Annotated in this window: 12 protein-coding genes; 7 read left to right on the top strand and 5 right to left on the bottom strand. The window is 64.3% G+C overall.

Annotation, left to right across the window (positions count from 1 at the left end; translation table 11 throughout):
- The first annotated feature begins 59 nt into the window (after positions 1 to 59).
- Genes HK353_RS04155 through HK353_RS04140 form a run of 4 tightly spaced genes read left to right on the top strand, consistent with a single transcriptional unit; the run spans position 60 to position 4,003 of the window.
- Positions 60 to 704 carry a TetR/AcrR family transcriptional regulator gene (locus tag HK353_RS04155; RefSeq protein WP_173152763.1) on the top strand — a complete coding sequence of 215 codons (645 nt, stop codon included), beginning with the start codon at positions 60 to 62 and terminating at the stop codon, positions 702 to 704.
- A gap of 11 nt (positions 705 to 715) precedes the next feature.
- A complete protein-coding gene (locus HK353_RS04150) occupies positions 716 to 2,512 on the top strand; it encodes an MDR family MFS transporter (protein WP_173152760.1) in 1,797 nt (598 codons plus the stop codon).
- Positions 2,454 to 3,419 carry a D-2-hydroxyacid dehydrogenase gene (locus HK353_RS04145; RefSeq protein ID WP_173152757.1) on the top strand — a complete coding sequence of 322 codons (966 nt, stop codon included), beginning with the start codon at positions 2,454 to 2,456 and terminating at the stop codon, positions 3,417 to 3,419. The genes HK353_RS04150 and HK353_RS04145 overlap by 59 nt, the downstream gene beginning before the upstream one ends.
- On the top strand, positions 3,416 to 4,003 hold the full coding sequence (locus HK353_RS04140) for a hypothetical protein (protein WP_101547275.1): 588 nt from the start codon (positions 3,416 to 3,418) through the stop codon (positions 4,001 to 4,003). Before HK353_RS04145 ends, HK353_RS04140 begins: the two co-directional genes overlap by 4 nt.
- Before the next feature lie 264 nt (positions 4,004 to 4,267).
- On the opposite strand, the gene HK353_RS04135 is transcribed toward HK353_RS04140, so the two are convergent.
- Positions 4,268 to 5,695, bottom strand: a complete 1,428-nt coding sequence (locus HK353_RS04135) for a glyceraldehyde-3-phosphate dehydrogenase (RefSeq protein ID WP_173152754.1) — start codon at positions 5,693 to 5,695, stop codon at positions 4,268 to 4,270.
- Between the two features lie 55 nt (positions 5,696 to 5,750).
- On the bottom strand, positions 5,751 to 6,788 hold the full coding sequence (locus HK353_RS04130) for a YhjD/YihY/BrkB family envelope integrity protein (protein WP_173152751.1): 1,038 nt from the start codon (positions 6,786 to 6,788) through the stop codon (positions 5,751 to 5,753).
- Between the two features lie 288 nt (positions 6,789 to 7,076).
- Between HK353_RS04130 and HK353_RS04125 the strand changes: the two genes are divergently transcribed.
- Positions 7,077 to 7,712, top strand: a complete 636-nt coding sequence (locus HK353_RS04125; RefSeq protein WP_173153234.1) for a DedA family protein — start codon at positions 7,077 to 7,079, stop codon at positions 7,710 to 7,712.
- 14 nt (positions 7,713 to 7,726) lie between these two features.
- On the opposite strand, the gene HK353_RS04120 is transcribed toward HK353_RS04125, so the two are convergent.
- Both HK353_RS04120 and HK353_RS04115 read right to left on the bottom strand, forming a co-directional pair.
- Positions 7,727 to 8,770, bottom strand: coding sequence for a glutathione S-transferase C-terminal domain-containing protein (locus tag HK353_RS04120; protein ID WP_173152748.1), 1,044 nt, complete (start codon positions 8,768 to 8,770; stop codon positions 7,727 to 7,729).
- 249 nt (positions 8,771 to 9,019) lie between these two features.
- Positions 9,020 to 10,828 carry an AMP-dependent synthetase/ligase gene (locus tag HK353_RS04115; RefSeq protein WP_173152745.1) on the bottom strand — a complete coding sequence of 603 codons (1,809 nt, stop codon included), beginning with the start codon at positions 10,826 to 10,828 and terminating at the stop codon, positions 9,020 to 9,022.
- Between the two features lie 189 nt (positions 10,829 to 11,017).
- Here HK353_RS04115 and leuS point away from each other — a divergent pair, with 189 nt between their 5' ends.
- A complete protein-coding gene (gene leuS, locus HK353_RS04110) occupies positions 11,018 to 13,933 on the top strand; it encodes a leucine--tRNA ligase (protein ID WP_173152742.1) in 2,916 nt (971 codons plus the stop codon).
- A 99-nt stretch (positions 13,934 to 14,032) separates the two neighbouring features.
- On the top strand, positions 14,033 to 14,866 hold the full coding sequence (gene nadE, locus HK353_RS04105; protein WP_173152739.1) for an ammonia-dependent NAD(+) synthetase: 834 nt from the start codon (positions 14,033 to 14,035) through the stop codon (positions 14,864 to 14,866).
- 86 nt (positions 14,867 to 14,952) lie between these two features.
- Here nadE and HK353_RS04100 read toward each other — a convergent pair whose 3' ends face one another.
- Positions 14,953 to 15,669, bottom strand: coding sequence for a hypothetical protein (locus HK353_RS04100; RefSeq protein WP_173152724.1), 717 nt, complete (start codon positions 15,667 to 15,669; stop codon positions 14,953 to 14,955).
- Between the last annotated feature and the right edge of the window lie 64 nt (positions 15,670 to 15,733).

Raw genomic sequence — 15,733 nt, 5'->3', positions numbered from 1 at the left:
TAGTGCACAATTGCAGATTTGCAGTTGGTGAAAGTTTGCATGTGATGCAAAATGTGTCTATGCCCGCTGAAGAATCCCTGCGCTCGAAAAAGGCGCGACTGACTCGCAACGCCCTCCACGAGGCGGCGATCACCCGCGTCCTCGAAGACGGCTTGGCCTGTGCCACCGTCGCGACGATCGCCGCCGACGCCGGAGTGTCCACACGCACCTTCTTCAACTACTTCGAGACGAAGGAGGACGCGATCGTCGGTCTCGGAGCCGATGTCAGCGTCGATGAGGGCCTCGCCTTCGACTACGTCCACAGCCCCGCCGGGCTCGACACCCTGGCCGAGGACACGGCGCGCTTCGTCCGCGAGGCGCTGCTCGTCGGCTCCGTCGACCCCAAGCTTCCGGCTCGGCGCCGCCGCCTCTTCGCTCTCTACCCGGAACTCGTGAGCAAGAGCTTCGACCGGGCAGAAGAACTCGAAGAGATCGTCACCCGGCACGTGCTCGACCGGCTCCGCCGCCTCGGACAAGAGTTCTCCTCAGAGGACTCCGCCTGGCGCAGTGCGCGCATGCTCACCCAACTCTGCCGGGTCCCGCTCAATCATGCGGGACAGGTGATCAAAGCCAATCCCGAGGCGGTCGAGGACAAAGGCGGAACCCAAGCGATCTTCGAAGACTCCCTGAGCCTGTTCCGCAAGGTTCTGGACCGACTGCCATGACGAACGCTGTGATGAGAAGCAACCACGAAACCGATGAGAAGACGATGACGGCAACCACCTCGAAGAACTCCGCCCCTGCGGGACCCGACGCACAGACAGAGCCGATGGCCACCTCAGCGACCATTCTGCTCTTCGTCGGCCTGATGATCGCGATGTTCATGTTCTCGCTCAACCAGACGGTGCTGGCCACCGCGCTGCCGACCATCGTCGGCGAACTCGACGGCGTCGACCAGATGCTGTGGGTCTCCACCGCATTCATGCTCGCCTCAACGATCATGATGCCCGTCTACGGCAAGGTCGGCGACCTGTTCGGACGCAAGCCGCTGTTCATGTTCGCCATCTGCTGCTTCCTGCTGGGGTCGGTCTTCGCCCTCATCGCGAATGAGATGTCGACACTGATCTTCGGTCGCGTACTCCAGGGCATCGGCGGCGGCGGAATGATGATCCTCTCGCAGTCGATCATCGCCTCCGTCGTCCCCGCCCGCGAACGCGGCAAGTACATGGGCATCATGGGCTCGGCCTTCGCCGTGTCTTCCGTGGCCGGACCGCTGATCGGCGGCTGGCTGACAGAGGGACCCGGCTGGCGCTGGACCTTCGCCATCAACTTCCCGTTGGGCATCATCGCCCTCATCGCCGCCGCCGTGTTCCTCAAGGTGCCCAAGCACACCAAAGGTGCAGGCCCTCGTCCGAAAATCGACGTCATCGGCATGGCGCTCATCTCGATCGTCACCTCCTGCATCGTGCTCACCTCCGCCTGGGGCGGACACGACTACGAATGGGGATCCTGGCAGATCAACGGGCTCATCGTCACCGGAGTGATCGCCGCAGTCGCCTTCGTCTTCGTCGAACTCAAGGTCAGCGAACCGGTCATCCCGATGCACCTATTCACCAACCGCGACTTCCTGCTGTGCACGATCGCCGGTCTCTTCGTCGGCATCGGCATGTTCGGTGTGCTCTCCTATATGCCGACCTACCTGCAGATGGTCCACGGGATCGACGCCACCGTCGCCGGTCTGATGATGGTGCCGATGATGGGCACCATGCTCGTGTCCTCGACGCTCGTCGGTTTCATCGTCTCCCGCACCGGCAGGTACAAGAAATACCCTCTGACCGGCATCCTCATCATGGCCGGCTCGCTCGTTCTGCTCTCCCAGCTGAAGGCCGAGAGCTCGGCCTGGGAGACCATCGGCTGCCTGGCGCTGCTCGGACTCGGACTGGGCCTGAGCATGCAGACACTCGTCCTCGTCGTCCAGAACGCCTTCCCGGTGTCCATGGTCGGCACTGCCACCGCGTCGAACAACTACTTCCGCCAGGTCGGTGCCACCCTCGGCATGGCCTTCATCGGATCCGTGTTCACCCAGCGCCTCATGGACAACATCAAGTCCGGAATCACGGAGATCGCGAAGGCGGCCCCGCACGGCCACATGCCCAAGGTCTCCTCGACGGGGCTGACCCCGGAGATCGTGTCGAAGCTGCCGGAGCCGATGCATTCGCTCATCATCACCTCCTACAACGACGCCCTCGTGCCCCTGTTCCTGTGGGTGGCTCCGCTGGCCGTCCTCGGCTTCGTCTTCCTCTGCTTCCTGCCGAACACTCCGCTGGCACAGACCCTGAAGAGCGAACCGGCGAAGCGCGAGAGCCTCGATGTCGAAGCCGAGCGCGCGGGTGTCGTGTCCGCGCCGGTTTCCACCCCGGCAGAGACTTCATCGGTTAGTGTGGCAGAAAGCCCACTGTCCAAGGAGCCGAGGAATGACGGTACTGACCATACTCAACTCACCCGGGACCGAGATCCCCGCACTGATCACTGATCTGGGGGAGCGGGACGGGATCGAACTGCGCATCGCCGAGGCGTCGACCCTGGCCCAGGCGCTGCCCGGCACCGATGTGCTGCTGATGTGGGATTTCTTCTCCACCGCGCTCAAGGATGCCTATGGCAGCGCCGACAGACTCGGGTGGGTCCATGCCGCCGCAGCCGGCGTGGACTCGCTCCTCTTCGATGAGCTCGTCGAATCACCGGTCACCGTGACGAACGCCCGCGGGATCTTCGACCGCCCGATCGCCGAGTTCGTCCTCAGCTACATCCTCATGCACGCGAAGAGCTCGATCGGCTCGCTGTCCGATCAAGCCGCGAAGAAGTGGAACCGCCGGTCGACGCGCGATATCGCCGGCACCAAGGCTCTCATCGTCGGCACCGGAGCGATCGGCCGGGGCATCGCACGCCTGCTGAAGGCCGTCGACATCGACGTCACCGGAGCCGGATCGCGCGCCCGCAGCGGCGACGCCGACTTCGGTGAGGTCATCGACTCCGCCACCCTGCCCGAGCACGTGGCCGGATTCGACTGGGTCATCGACATCGCACCGCTGACGGAGAAGACCGAGAGGCTCATCGGCGCCGAGGCGTTCGCGGCCATGGACGACACAGCCGTGTTCATCAATGTCGGACGCGGAGACACCGTCGACACCGACGCACTCGTCACCGCACTGCGCGACGGGCAGATCGGCGGGGCCGGACTCGACGTCTTCGACGAAGAGCCGCTGCCCGCCGGCCATCCTCTGTGGTCGATGGACAATGTCATCATCACCCCGCATATGAGCGGTGATACCGACGGGTGGAGAATGCGACTGGCCGAGCAGTTCCACGCCCTGTTCGAACAGTATCTGGCCGGGGAGCAGTTCCCGCACACCGTGGACAAGAAGCTCGGGTACGTGCGGTGAGCCAGGCCGACGACCCCGCGGCACAGCGGGTCTTCCTGGCCAGGGTGATCGCCGAACTCATCGCCGTGCGCCGTGCCCGTCTGCTGAGCATGCTGGTGCTCGCCCTGGCGATGCTCGTCGCCGGACTCGGGGCCGCGCTCCAAGCCCAAGGCGATCACATCGATGCGGTGCTGCTGTTCTCGGCGTTCAGCCTCATCATGATCGGCATCGTCTGCGCGCTGGGCGCGATCATCGCCTGGACGCGGATCAACCGGGACGTGCTCGACTCGATCGCTGCGTCGCGACCGGCTCGTGCCAAGGCGCCGCGGACTCGGAATGCCGGACTCGCCGTCGCGGTCGGCTTCGCCATCGTCGGTATCCTGTTCGGCATGCTGCTGTGGGCCGAGACTCCGATCCTGGCCGGCGCCGTCGTCATCGCCTGCCTGCTGTTGGCCTGCCTGGGTCCCATCTGGGCGAATGAGCTGGCAAATGCCGATGACCGACTCGCCGTCATCCTCGACAGCGACGACGATCTGGCGGAGCGATTCGCCACCTTCACCCCGATCTGGCTGCATGAGGCCATGGAGTCCGACGCCGCGAAGTAGGCAGAACACCTCGTTGCCGGCAGAACCTCTCGTTCCTACGGGAGGTTTTGTCATTCCCGAGAGGTTTCGGTGGGAGGTCTAGGGCGTAGCAGTACCGGTGAAGGATGGTGCGGCCCGAAGTGCAGAACTTGCGATCGCAGGAGGTGAAAGGGGTGACTCTGCCGGTGAATGACGAAAGCGCCCGGAGTCGTGAGACTCCGGGCGCCTGTCTCAGCGGGTCACCGAACGCTCATCCGAACGGTTCGGTGGGCCGCCTCGGCGATATCAGGGAAAGGCCGGGACGTCGACATCAGCCATCTTGGCCACGCAGCGCACGACCTGGCAGGAGTAGCCGAATTCGTTGTCGTACCAGACGTAGACGACGACGCGGTCCTCATCGACGATCGTGGCCAGACCGTCGACGACACCGGCCCGCTTGGAGCCGACGAGGTCGGTGGACACGAGCTCGGGAGAGGTGACGTAGTCGACCTGGTTGCGCAGCGGCGAATGCATCGACACTTCGCGGAGGAACGTGTTGAGCTCGTCGACGGTGGTGGCGTTGTCCAGGTTGAGGTTGAGGATCGCCATGGACACGTTCGGGGTGGGTACGCGGATCGCATTGCCCGAGAGCTTCCCGGCCAGCTCCGGCAGAGCCTTGGCGACGGCCTTGGCGGCACCGGTCTCGGTGAGGACCATGTTGAGGCCGGCCGCACGGCCGCGGCGGGAGCCCTTGTGGAAGTTGTCGATGAGGTTTTGGTCGTTGGTGAACGAGTGGACCGTCTCGACGTGGCCGTTGCGGACACCGAACTTGTCGTTGATGGCCTTGAGCACCGGGGTGATCGCATTCGTCGTGCAGGATGCGGCCGATACGATGGTGTCCGTGTCGAGGATCGCGTCGTCGTTGACTCCGAAGACGATGTTCTTCACATCGCCCTTGCCGGGAGCCGTGAGCAGGACCTTCGACGCACCGGGGCACGCGAGGTGCTTGGACAGGCCCTCTTCGTCACGCCACTTTCCGGTGTTGTCGACGATGATGGCGTCGTTGATTCCGTAGGCGGTGTAGTCGACTTCCGACGGGTCATTCGAGTAGATGACCTGGATGAGGGTGCCGTTGGCCTGGATGGTGCTGTTCTCTTCGTCGACGACGATGCTGCCGTCGAAGGCTCCGTGCACCGAATCGCGGCGCAGCAGGGAGGCGCGCTTGACGATGTCGTTCTCCCCATTGCGGCGCACGACGATCGCACGCAGACGCATACCGGTGCCGCCAGCGCGATCGATGAGGATGCGGGCGAGCAGACGGCCGATGCGACCGAAGCCGTAGAGGACGACGTCGCGGACCTCACCCTTGCCGGACTGCGACTCGACGACCTCGGCGAGCTCGGCGGCGAGGAAGGCGTCGACGTCGGCGTTCGGATCATCGAGCTTCTCGATGAGACGGCCCAGATCGATGCGGGCCGGAGCCAGGTTGAGCCCGGACAGCGCCTTGACGATGCGGTGGGTGATCTGGATGTCGAGCTCTTCGCCGAGGAAGTGGCGAGCATAGCGGTGCGCCTTGATCATGCCGGTCACCGACTTGTTCAGCAGCGACCGCCCGAACAGGGTCAGAAGCACGTCGTTCTCACGGTACAGGCGTCCGACTAGCGGAATGAGTTCTTCGGCGGCGGTCTGCTTCTTCGCCCAATCGTCCAGGCGAGCAGTCGTAGCGTCAGTCAAAGGTCGTGTCCCCTCGGTCAGTTATAACGGATGCGCCAACAGTCTACCGTCTCGCCTATTCGCGATCGGACCGGCGTTCCTCGAACCGTTTGAAGCCCAGCAGGGTCAGCGCCACGATTCCCGCACCGGTGATGAGCGCGCCGAGGCTCTGCGCCTGCACCTTCGGTTCGACGAACCGATACTCCTGCTCTTCTTCACGCGGCCGCGGTGGTTTCGCCGTGCCGATCCACGCGGCGATGAACAGGATGATGCGGGCGAAGACGTTGAGCGTGAGCATGATCGCGATGATCGACCCGAACACACCGGCGGCTTTGTTCCCGGAGAAGAGGTTGACGAGCACTGTGGAGAAGTTGATGAGGATGAGGAACGCGGTCGCGCCGATGAGCGAGCCGCGATTCTTCGCCTGTTTGTCCACCGGTTTCTCCGGCAGCATCGTGAACAGGAACCAGAAGATCAGCCAGGCGGCTCCGAACGTGAGGATGACCGGAACGATGAACAGCAGGCTGCCGGCGAATCCGCCGAGCCCGAGGAAGTCGGCGATCATCGAGCGCAAGCCGGTGCCGACGACGGTGAGCGCCACGGCCAGGAGGAGGCCGATGATGAGGCCGATGAGGGTGATCACGTTGTTGATGACCTTGCTGACGAAGGACTTCTCCGGCACGGCATCGTCGAAGTCGTCGTGCAGCTGAGCTCGCACCGCGGCACCGAGGTTGCCGATGAATCCCTGACCTGTGTAAAGGCCGGTGAGAATACCGATGATTCCCACTCCCTGCCAGTCGAGGAGGAAGCTCTCGAGCTGCTCGGTCAGCGACGAGTTGCCGGCGGTGAAGGTCTCGATCTGCTTGGTGACCTCGGGAAGGAGCTCGGGGCGTGCGACGTCGAGGACGAAGCCGATGCTTGCGAGGCTGACCATGGCGATGGGCATGACCGCGAGAACGAGGAAGTAGGTGATCGCGGCGCCGAACTGATTGCCCAGACGCTGTCCGAAACGCTGGACTGCGCGCATGAGGTGGGCGGGTCCGGGTCGGTTGACGGCATTGTGGCCGACCTCAGCGACGGTGTTGCGCGAGGCCAGTACTTTGGCAGGTGCCACGTGTGTGCTCCTTCGATGCGTATCCGCAAGGTGCGTTCGTATTCCGGTCTGAGGTGTTCGTTTCCACACTAGCCGCTGAGAGCGTACTGTGAGCGGCGGGCCGCGCCCTTATCTAGACTTTTGACCATGCCGATCACTGATTCGTTCGCTCCGACTGCCGATTTCGCACCCGTTGCCACCGACAGCCTTGCCGGCCTGCCTGCCGGCGGAGTCCCTGCCGATGTCCTCGCCGCCGGCGGCAGCGCTGCGGACAATCTCAGCGGGTTCTCGGCCTGGACCGTGACGATCATGGAGACCCTGGGGCCGGCCGGTGTCGGCTTCATGGTCTTCCTCGACAACATCTTCCCGCCCATCCCCAGTGAGCTCGTCCTGCCTCTGGCCGGATTCACCTCCAGCCAAGGCCAGATGAATATTGTGGCCGCGATCGTCTTCGCCACGATCGGCTCAGTCGTCGGCGCGGTTCTGCTGTGGGCGCTGGGCAAGTGGATCGGCATCGAACGCATCGCCCGGATCGCGGTGAAGATGCCGTTGGTCGACGTCGATGACGTGCATAAGACCGTCGACTGGTTCGACAAGCACGGGGACAAGGCCGTGTTCTTCGGTCGGATGATCCCGATCTTCCGGTCGCTCATCTCCATCCCCGCCGGCATGCGGGACATGCGCCTGACCAAGTTCCTGCTGCTGACCACGGCCGGCAGCGCGATCTGGAACACGATCCTCATCGTTGCAGGCTTCACCCTCGGTGAGAACTGGTCGGTCGTCGAGACCTACGCCGGCTACTTCCAGAACGTCGTCATCGTCGCCGTCGTGGTCTTCGTCATCGTGTGGATCGTGTTCAAGATCCGCAAACAGCGGCGGAAGAGAGCCGCCGGGCTCGACACGACCGAAGACGATCATATCGAGCCCGGAGAATTCGAAGCCTGAGGTGATTCCTCAGCTCAGCTCACCCAGGCCGCTGCCGTATGCGTTGGTGCGACCTCTTCGCCGGGCTTGACGGGTCCGGGAGCGGTCCCTTCGCCGAAGGGGGATCCGCCGAACTTCCGGTCGCGACCGTGATCGCTGAGCCAACCTGAGAGATCGGGGCCCTTAGGTACGATCTGCGTCGGGTTCACATCCTGGTGGACGATGTAGTAGTGCTGTTTGATCTGCTCGAAGTCCACCGTGTCGCCGAAGCCCGGCGTCTGATACAGGTCGCGGGCGTAGCCCCACAGGTTCTCGAACGCAGTGAGCGGCTGCCGGTTGCACTTGAAGTGACCGAAATAGACGGGATCGAAGCGCACGAGCGTCGTGAACAGTCGCACATCCGCCTCGGTGATGGTCTCACCCATGAGGAACCGTGACCGGCTGAGCCGATCCTCGACGATATCGAGCGCGTTGAATAGGCGGTCGAAGGCCGCTTCGTAGGCGTCCTGGGAGCCGGCGAAGCCGCAGCGGTAGACCCCGTTGTTGATCTCCGTGTAGATATGGCGCATCACCTTCTCCATCTCCTCCCGTGATTCCTCGGGCCAGAGAATCGGGGCACCCTCACGGTGGTATTCGGTCCACTGGGTGGAGAAGTCCTCCGTGATCTGCGCGAAGTCGTTGGTGACGACGACGCCGGTGGGCACGTCGACAACGGCCGGCACGGTGATTCCGCGCGGATAGTCCGGGTAACGGGCGAAGAACGCCTGCTGCAGCCGTTCGATGCCGAGCACCGGATCCACCCCGCCCGGGTCGAGGTCGAAGGTCCACGACCGCGCATCGTGGGTGGGGCCGGGCATGCCGAGGGAGATGACGTCCTCGAGCCCGAGGAGGCGACGGACGATGATCGACCGGTTCGCCCACGGGCAGGCACGGGCGGCGACGAGGCGGTACCGGCCGGGTTCGACGGGCCATTGAGCGTTGGGATCGTTGAGGATGCGATCGTCGATGTAGTTCGTATCCCGGTTGAATTCCGCCCCTTCGGTCACGTAGCTGGGTGTGTGATCGGTGGTCTCGGACATGACGCTGCCTCCAATGAGATCGATGAGATCGATGAGTTCGACTTCTGTCCTCAGCTTACGACCCTGAGGCAAGCCCTCGCCGAGGCGGGACGACGTCACCGTTGTCGTGCCCTCCCGATTGGGAAGAGTCCGCCCACCACCACCGAGGTGGGACGACGACGGCCCGGGACAGACCGTTCGAGTCCGTGCCCGGGCCGTACCCCGCAGGCTGAGTTCAGCAACTGTGTCCCAGCCGGCAGCGACTGTTCGTCAGCCGGCGTAGAGCGCGTCGATCTCGGCGGCGAAGTCCTTGTTGATGAGGTGACGCTTGACCGACTGCTTGGCAGAGAGGTAGCCGTTCTCCTCGCTGAGCTCGATCGGCAGGATTGTGAACTTCTTGACTCCTTCGGCCCGCGAGACGGTCCTGTTCATCTGTTCGACGGCCTTGGCCACTTCGGCCTGGACCGCATCGTCCTCGGCGGCTTCGCGCAGATCCATCTGCGGCAGATCGTGATTCTTCAGCCAGCCCGGCAGCATCTCTGAATCGAGGAAGATCAGCGCCGAGACGAATCTGCGGTTCTCGCCGACGAGCACCGGCTGGCCGATGATCGGGTGGCGACGCAGCACATCTTCGAGCGGAGCCGGGGCGACGTTCTTGCCGCTGGAGGTCACGATGATCTCCTTCTTGCGGCCGTTGATCGTGAGGTAGCCGTCGTCATCGAGTGAGCCGAGGTCACCGGTGCCGAACCAGCCGTCGTGGAACTCCTTGGCCGTGGCCTCGGGGTTGTTCCAGTACTCGCGGAAGACCGGCACGCCCTTGGCCAGGATCTCACCGTCGGGAGCAATCGCCACCGAGGCGCCCGGCAGCGGCACGCCGACAGTTCCGATCTTCGACTTCTCCGGAATATTGACGGTGATCGGTGCCGTGGTCTCAGTGAGTCCGTAGCCTTCGAGAACGATGATGCCGAGTCCGCGGAAGAAGTGGCCGAGATGAGCGCCGAGTGCGCCACCGCCGGAGACCGCGTGAGTGACGTTGCCGCCCATAACTGCGCGCAGCTTCGAATAGACGAGCTTGTCGAACAGGGCATGCTGGAGCTTGAGGGCGGTCGGCACCTTGCCGGTGTCGAGTGCCTTCGAGTAGGCGACTGCGACCTGCTCGGCACGGCGGAAGATCTTCTCCTTGCCGCCTGCCTGAGCGGTCGCCAGCGCGGAATTGAACACCTTCTCGAAGACACGGGGCACACCGAGGATGAACGAGGGGCGGAAGCTGCCCATGGCGTCGGTGAGCTTCGTCAGATCCGACTGGTGCGCCAGCAGAGCACCGTTGCTGATGGCCAGGACCTCGATGAACCGGGCGAAGACGTGAGCCTGCGGCAGGAACAGCAGGCAGCGCATATTCGTGTCGAGAACGCTGGGGATCTGGTGGCGCGCGGCCTGGGCGGTCTGCACGAAGTTCGCGTGGGTGAGCACACAGCCCTTGGGCTTTCCTGTGGTGCCGGAAGTGTAGATGATCGTCGCCACGGAATCGGAGCCGACCTGCGAGCGAGCGGCTTCGAGCTCCTCATCGGTGACGGCCTTGCCGGCTTCGGTGAGATCGGCGAAGGCGCCGTCTTCCCAGACCCGCAGGGCCGGCTCTTCCCGTCCGGCGACCTTGGCCGCCGCTCGCACCCGATCGGCATGCTCGCGTGATGCGACGAGCCCACGAGTGACATCGGCGTCGGTGAGCATCCAGCTGAGCTGGCTCTCCGAAGAGGTGTCGTAGAACGGCACGGAGATTCCGCCGGCGTACCAGATGGCATAGTCGCTGAGCGTCCACTCATACGAGGTGGGGCCGAAGATCGCGAGCCGGTCACCGACTTCCACGCCCAAGGCGATGAGCCCCTTTGCGGCCGCCTTGACCTCTGCGAGGAATTCGGCCGCGGTCAGTTCGTTCCAACCGTCGCCGTCGGGCTTGGCGACCAGAGGGCGGCTGGGGTTCTCAGCGACGGTGCTGAGGAAGATATCGGTGGTCGACGAGGCGGTATCGACCTCGAAACCGACAACGGGTGTTGACGACTGCGGCATGGTCGTTGAGCTCATGAGTCTCCTTCGAGGACGTAAGTTACTGCTCGGTTATCTTACAGTTCGGCCGGGTCTCAGTGAAATCGATCACGTTTGCCGAGATAACCGGCGTCCGCTGACCTGTGAGCAGTCTAACCAAGTCGAATCAGGGGGCGTTCAGAGTACGATGGTCAGAACCCGCTCACGTCTGTTCTGCGAAGGAAGGTAATGACGACGAACCCTGAGGAGACCGGTTTCCGCTATGATGCGGCGCTGGCCGAAAAGATCGAGAAGTCTTGGCAGCGCACATGGGAGGAATCGGGCACGTTCCACACCCCGAACCCCACCGGAGACCTCGGCGAGCTCGACTCCCAGGATGCTTCGTCGCCCTACGGTCCTCCGGCCGACCTGAGTGAGCGCGAATCCCTGTACATCATGGATATGTTCCCGTACCCCTCCGGTGTGGGACTGCACGTCGGCCATCCGCTGGGCTACCTCGGCACCGACGTCTACGGCCGCTACCAGCGGATGCGCGGACACAACGTCATGCACGCCCTGTCCTACGACGCCTTCGGACTGCCCGCCGATCTCTACGCGGTGCAGACCGGTCAGCACCCGCGCATCACCACCGATGCCAATATCGCGAACATGACCGAGCAGCTGCGCCGCCTGGGGCTGGCCCACGATGTGCGCCGTCGCTTCGCCACGACCGACGACGAATTCGTCAAATGGACGCAGTGGATCTTCCTGCAGATCTTCAACTCCTGGTACGACACCGAGGCGACCACCCCCGACGGTGAGGCCAAAGGCGCGGCTCGTCCGATCGACACGCTCATCGAGCAGTTCGCTTCCGGTGCTCGCCCCACACCCGACGGTCGCGCCTGGTCGGAGCTGAGCTCGACGGAGCGCGAGAACGTCCTGCAGGGCTACCGCCTCGCCTACGTCTCCGAATCCCCGGTCAACTGGTGCCCGGGGTTGGGCACCGTGCTGGCCAATGAAGAGGTCACCGCCGAGGGTCTTTCCGAGCGTGGAAACTACCCGGTCTTCACCCGCCGTCTGCGCCAGTGGAACATGCGCATCACTGCGTATGCCGACCGCCTCATCGACGACCTCGACGTGCTGGACTGGCCGAATGCGATCCACGCGATGCAGGTCAATTGGATCGGCCGGTCGAAGGGCGCCCTGCTGCGCCTGCCCATCGCCGGTGACGATGCTTCCGACATCGAGGTCTACACCACACGCCCGGACACCCTGTTCGGCGCCACGTACCTCGTCCTCAGCCCCGAACACCCGCAGGTCGCCGACCTCACCGCTGAGTCATGGGATGAGTCCACCCCCGCGTCGTGGCGCGGCGGAGAGGCCACCCCCGCCGAGGCGATCGCCGCCTACCAGCGCGCCGCTGCGGCCAAGACCGACGCCGACCGGCAGCAGAGCCGGGAGAAGACCGGCATCTTCACCGGCTCCTATGCGCTCAACCCGGCCACCGGGGCAGAGGTTCCGATCTTCATCGCCGACTATGTGCTCATGGGATACGGCACCGGAGCGATCATGGCCGTGCCGGCCGAAGACGCCCGTGACTGGGACTTCGCAAAGGCGTTCGGACTGCCCTATATCCGCACCGTGCAGCCTCCGGCCGACCACGACGAGGACGCGCCGTTCACCGGCACCGGGGTGATGATCAACTCGGCCAATGCCGAGATCGACATCAACGGCCTCGAGATCGACGCGGCGAAGACCCAGGTCACCGAATGGCTGGCGGGAAAGGGGCTGGCCACCGAGTCCACCCAGTACCGCCTGCGCGACTGGCTGTTCTCTCGCCAGCGCTACTGGGGCGAACCGTTCCCGATCGTCTACGACGAGAACGGCACCCCGATCGCTCTGCCCGACGAGATGCTGCCCGTCCAGCTGCCCGAAGTCGACGACTTCGCCCCGCGGACCTACGCGCCCGACGATGCCGACAGCCGTCCCGAACCGGCGCTGAGCCGGAATCAGGAATGGACGAGCATCGAACTCGACCTCGGCGACGGTCCGAAGACCTACCAGCGTGAGACGAACACGATGCCCAACTGGGCCGGATCCTCGTGGTACCAGCTGCGCTACGCGGACCCGCACAACGACGAACGCCTCGTCGACCCCGCCAACGAGAAGTACTGGCTGGGACCGCGGGCCTCGAAACCGCGCGGTGGCGCCGACCTCTACGTCGGCGGACAGGAACACGCTGTGCTCCACCTGCTCTATGCCCGCTTCTGGCACAAGATCCTCTTCGACCTCGGGCACATCTCCTCGTCCGAGCCGTTCCACCGTCTTGTCAACCAGGGATACATCCAGGCCTATGCCTACACCGATTCCCGCGGCGTCTACGTCCCCGCCGCCGAGGTGGAGGAGAGAACCGAATCGAACGGTGAGCTGACGTTCTGGTTAGGCGGCGAACAGGTCAACCGGGAGTACGGAAAGATCGGCAAATCGCTGAAGAACTCCGTCATGCCCGACGAGATGTACGACGCCTTCGGTGCTGACACCTTCCGCGTCTATGAGATGTCGATGGGCCCGCTGGAGCAGGACCGCCCCTGGGACACCCGCGCCGTCGTCGGCGCACAGCGGTTCCTGCAGCGCGTGTGGCGACTCTTCGTCGACGAGACCAGCGGTGAGTCCGTGGTCGCAGACGGCGAGGCCGACGCCGAATCGCTCAAGGTCCTTCACCAGGTCATCGACGGTGTGCGCGAGGATATGGACCATCTGCGGTTCAACACCGCGATTTCCAAGCTCATCGTGCTCACCAACCATGCCACCAAGCAGGGCGGTGCGACCCGGGACGTCCTCGAACCGCTGACGATCATGCTCGCGCCCTTCGCACCGCACCTGGCCGAGGAGCTGTGGTCACGTCTCGGGCACGAGTCGACGGTCACCTATGCGGCCTTCCCCGAGGCGGACCCGAACCACCTCGTCGCCGAGACCGTGACCTGTGTGGTCCAGGTCAAGGGCAAGGTGCGCGCACGGCTCGAGGTGGCCCCGGACATCACCGCGGAAGCGCTCGAGAAGCTGGCTCTCGAATCGCCGAACGCCGTCAAGGCCCTCGGCGGCGCCGGAGTGCGCAAGGTGATCGTGCGAGCCCCCAAGCTCGTCAACATCGTCCCCGACGCCTGAGGCCCGGCCGATACTTCGCCGTAACACGGCATCTGGGAGACTGCATGAGTGCGGGCGCCGAACGGCGGCGCTTCGCCCCCGACTACGACTGGTGTGAGCATGACGAACGACAGAGTCCAAGACGAGATTCGGCACGCCCTCGGCGTGCGACCGCAGATCGATCCGGCGACGGAGATCGCCCGCCGTGTCGAGTTCCTCGTCGACTATGTGCTCACCACCGGAGTCAGAGGTCTCGTGCTCGGCATCAGCGGCGGGCAGGACTCCACACTGGCCGGCAGGCTCTGCCAGCTGGCGGTGGAGGACCTGCGCCGCCGCGGGGCCGATGCCGAATTCTGGGCCGTGCGCCTGCCTCACCATGTGCAGACCGATGAGGCCGATGCCCAGAATGCTCTGTCGTTCATCGCCGCCGATCATGAGCTGGCGATCAACATCGGCGCCGCCACGGATGCGGCCGCCGAGGAGTACGAGAAGGCCACCGGAGAGCCGATCACCGATTTCGGCAAGGGCAACGTCAAGGCCCGGATGCGGATGATCGCGCAGTTCGAGCTGGCAGGGGAGAAGAAGGCGCTCGTCGTCGGCACGGACCACGCCGCCGAGGCGGTCACCGGGTTCTTCACGAAGTTCGGCGACGGCGCGGCCGACGTCATCCCCCTGGCAGGTCTGAACAAACGGCAGGGACGGGAGCTGCTGCGCCACCTCGGCGCTCCCGAAAATCTCATCGTCAAGGTCCCCACCGCGGATCTGCTCGATGACGAGCCCGGGCAGACGGACGAATCGTCGCTGGGTCTGACCTATGACCAGATCGATGACTTCCTCGAGGGAAAGGCGATCGAGCCTGCGGCCGCCTCGGCACTCATCGAGAAGTACCGCCGCTCAGAGCATAAACGCCGCACACCCGTGGCTCCGGTCGATTCCTGGTGGATCCGGCACTGAGCCGAGCAGCTGAACACTGACAGCAGTCGGGGCCCTCACAATGTGAGGGCCCCAACAGTTTGTCGAACGTCGGCTGTGGAACGTTGTCAGTCGTTGAACGGCGGACTGCCTGAGACGAGTCCGAGTTCGAGTGCTGTCTGGTTGAACTCCCATCGGGAGGAGACGAAGTCGTCGCTGAGGCGTTCGCCCCGGCTCTGAGCCTCGGTGTAACCGCGCCAGCCGTCCTTGCGGGCATCGCCGGGACGGATCTCACGGGTGCCGGCATCATCGGGAGAGACTTGAGTCTCCTCCTTCACCCAGATCGACAGGCCCTCGGCTGCCCGATAGAGGTTCATGAACGCGGCGTGCGAACGGGGGTTGTCGAAGCTGGCCTTCTTGAACTCGGCACAGAAGGTGGTGAGCGGCTCGAGTTCGTCGACGGCGACGGTGGCGAAGGTCGCGTCGAGTCGCAGGGACTGGACGAGGCCCGACGAATCCGGGATGAGCTCGAGGATGCGACGGGCGCGACGCTCATCGGGAAGCAGCTCGACCTTGTCCTCCACCGGGGTCAGTCCGAGAGTGTCCATCCGCCCGCGCTCGACGCTGAGCTGTTGGCGCAGTGCGTCGATCTGCTGTTGGGCACGTCGCCATTCGCCGTGGAACATCAGCAGCGCGGCGATCACGCCGAGGCACAGCACGAGTCCGATGACCCAGGCAGCAGAGTGCAGCCCGGGGATGGCGAAGGCGATGATGCCGAGCACGGTGAGCACCGCAAACGTCACAGCGGCCGGTGAGTTGGTGAGGAAATCAAGGAAACGCTTCACAATTCCAAGCCTACTGTTTCAACCTCCACATATCGTGCAACCGGGTGGCATATAGTGTGGTCGA

It is taken from the genome of Brevibacterium permense, from assembly GCF_013280495.1.
GTDB classification, from domain to species: domain Bacteria; phylum Actinomycetota; class Actinomycetes; order Actinomycetales; family Brevibacteriaceae; genus Brevibacterium; species Brevibacterium permense.
This window is presented reverse-complemented; position numbering and strand designations above follow the sequence as displayed.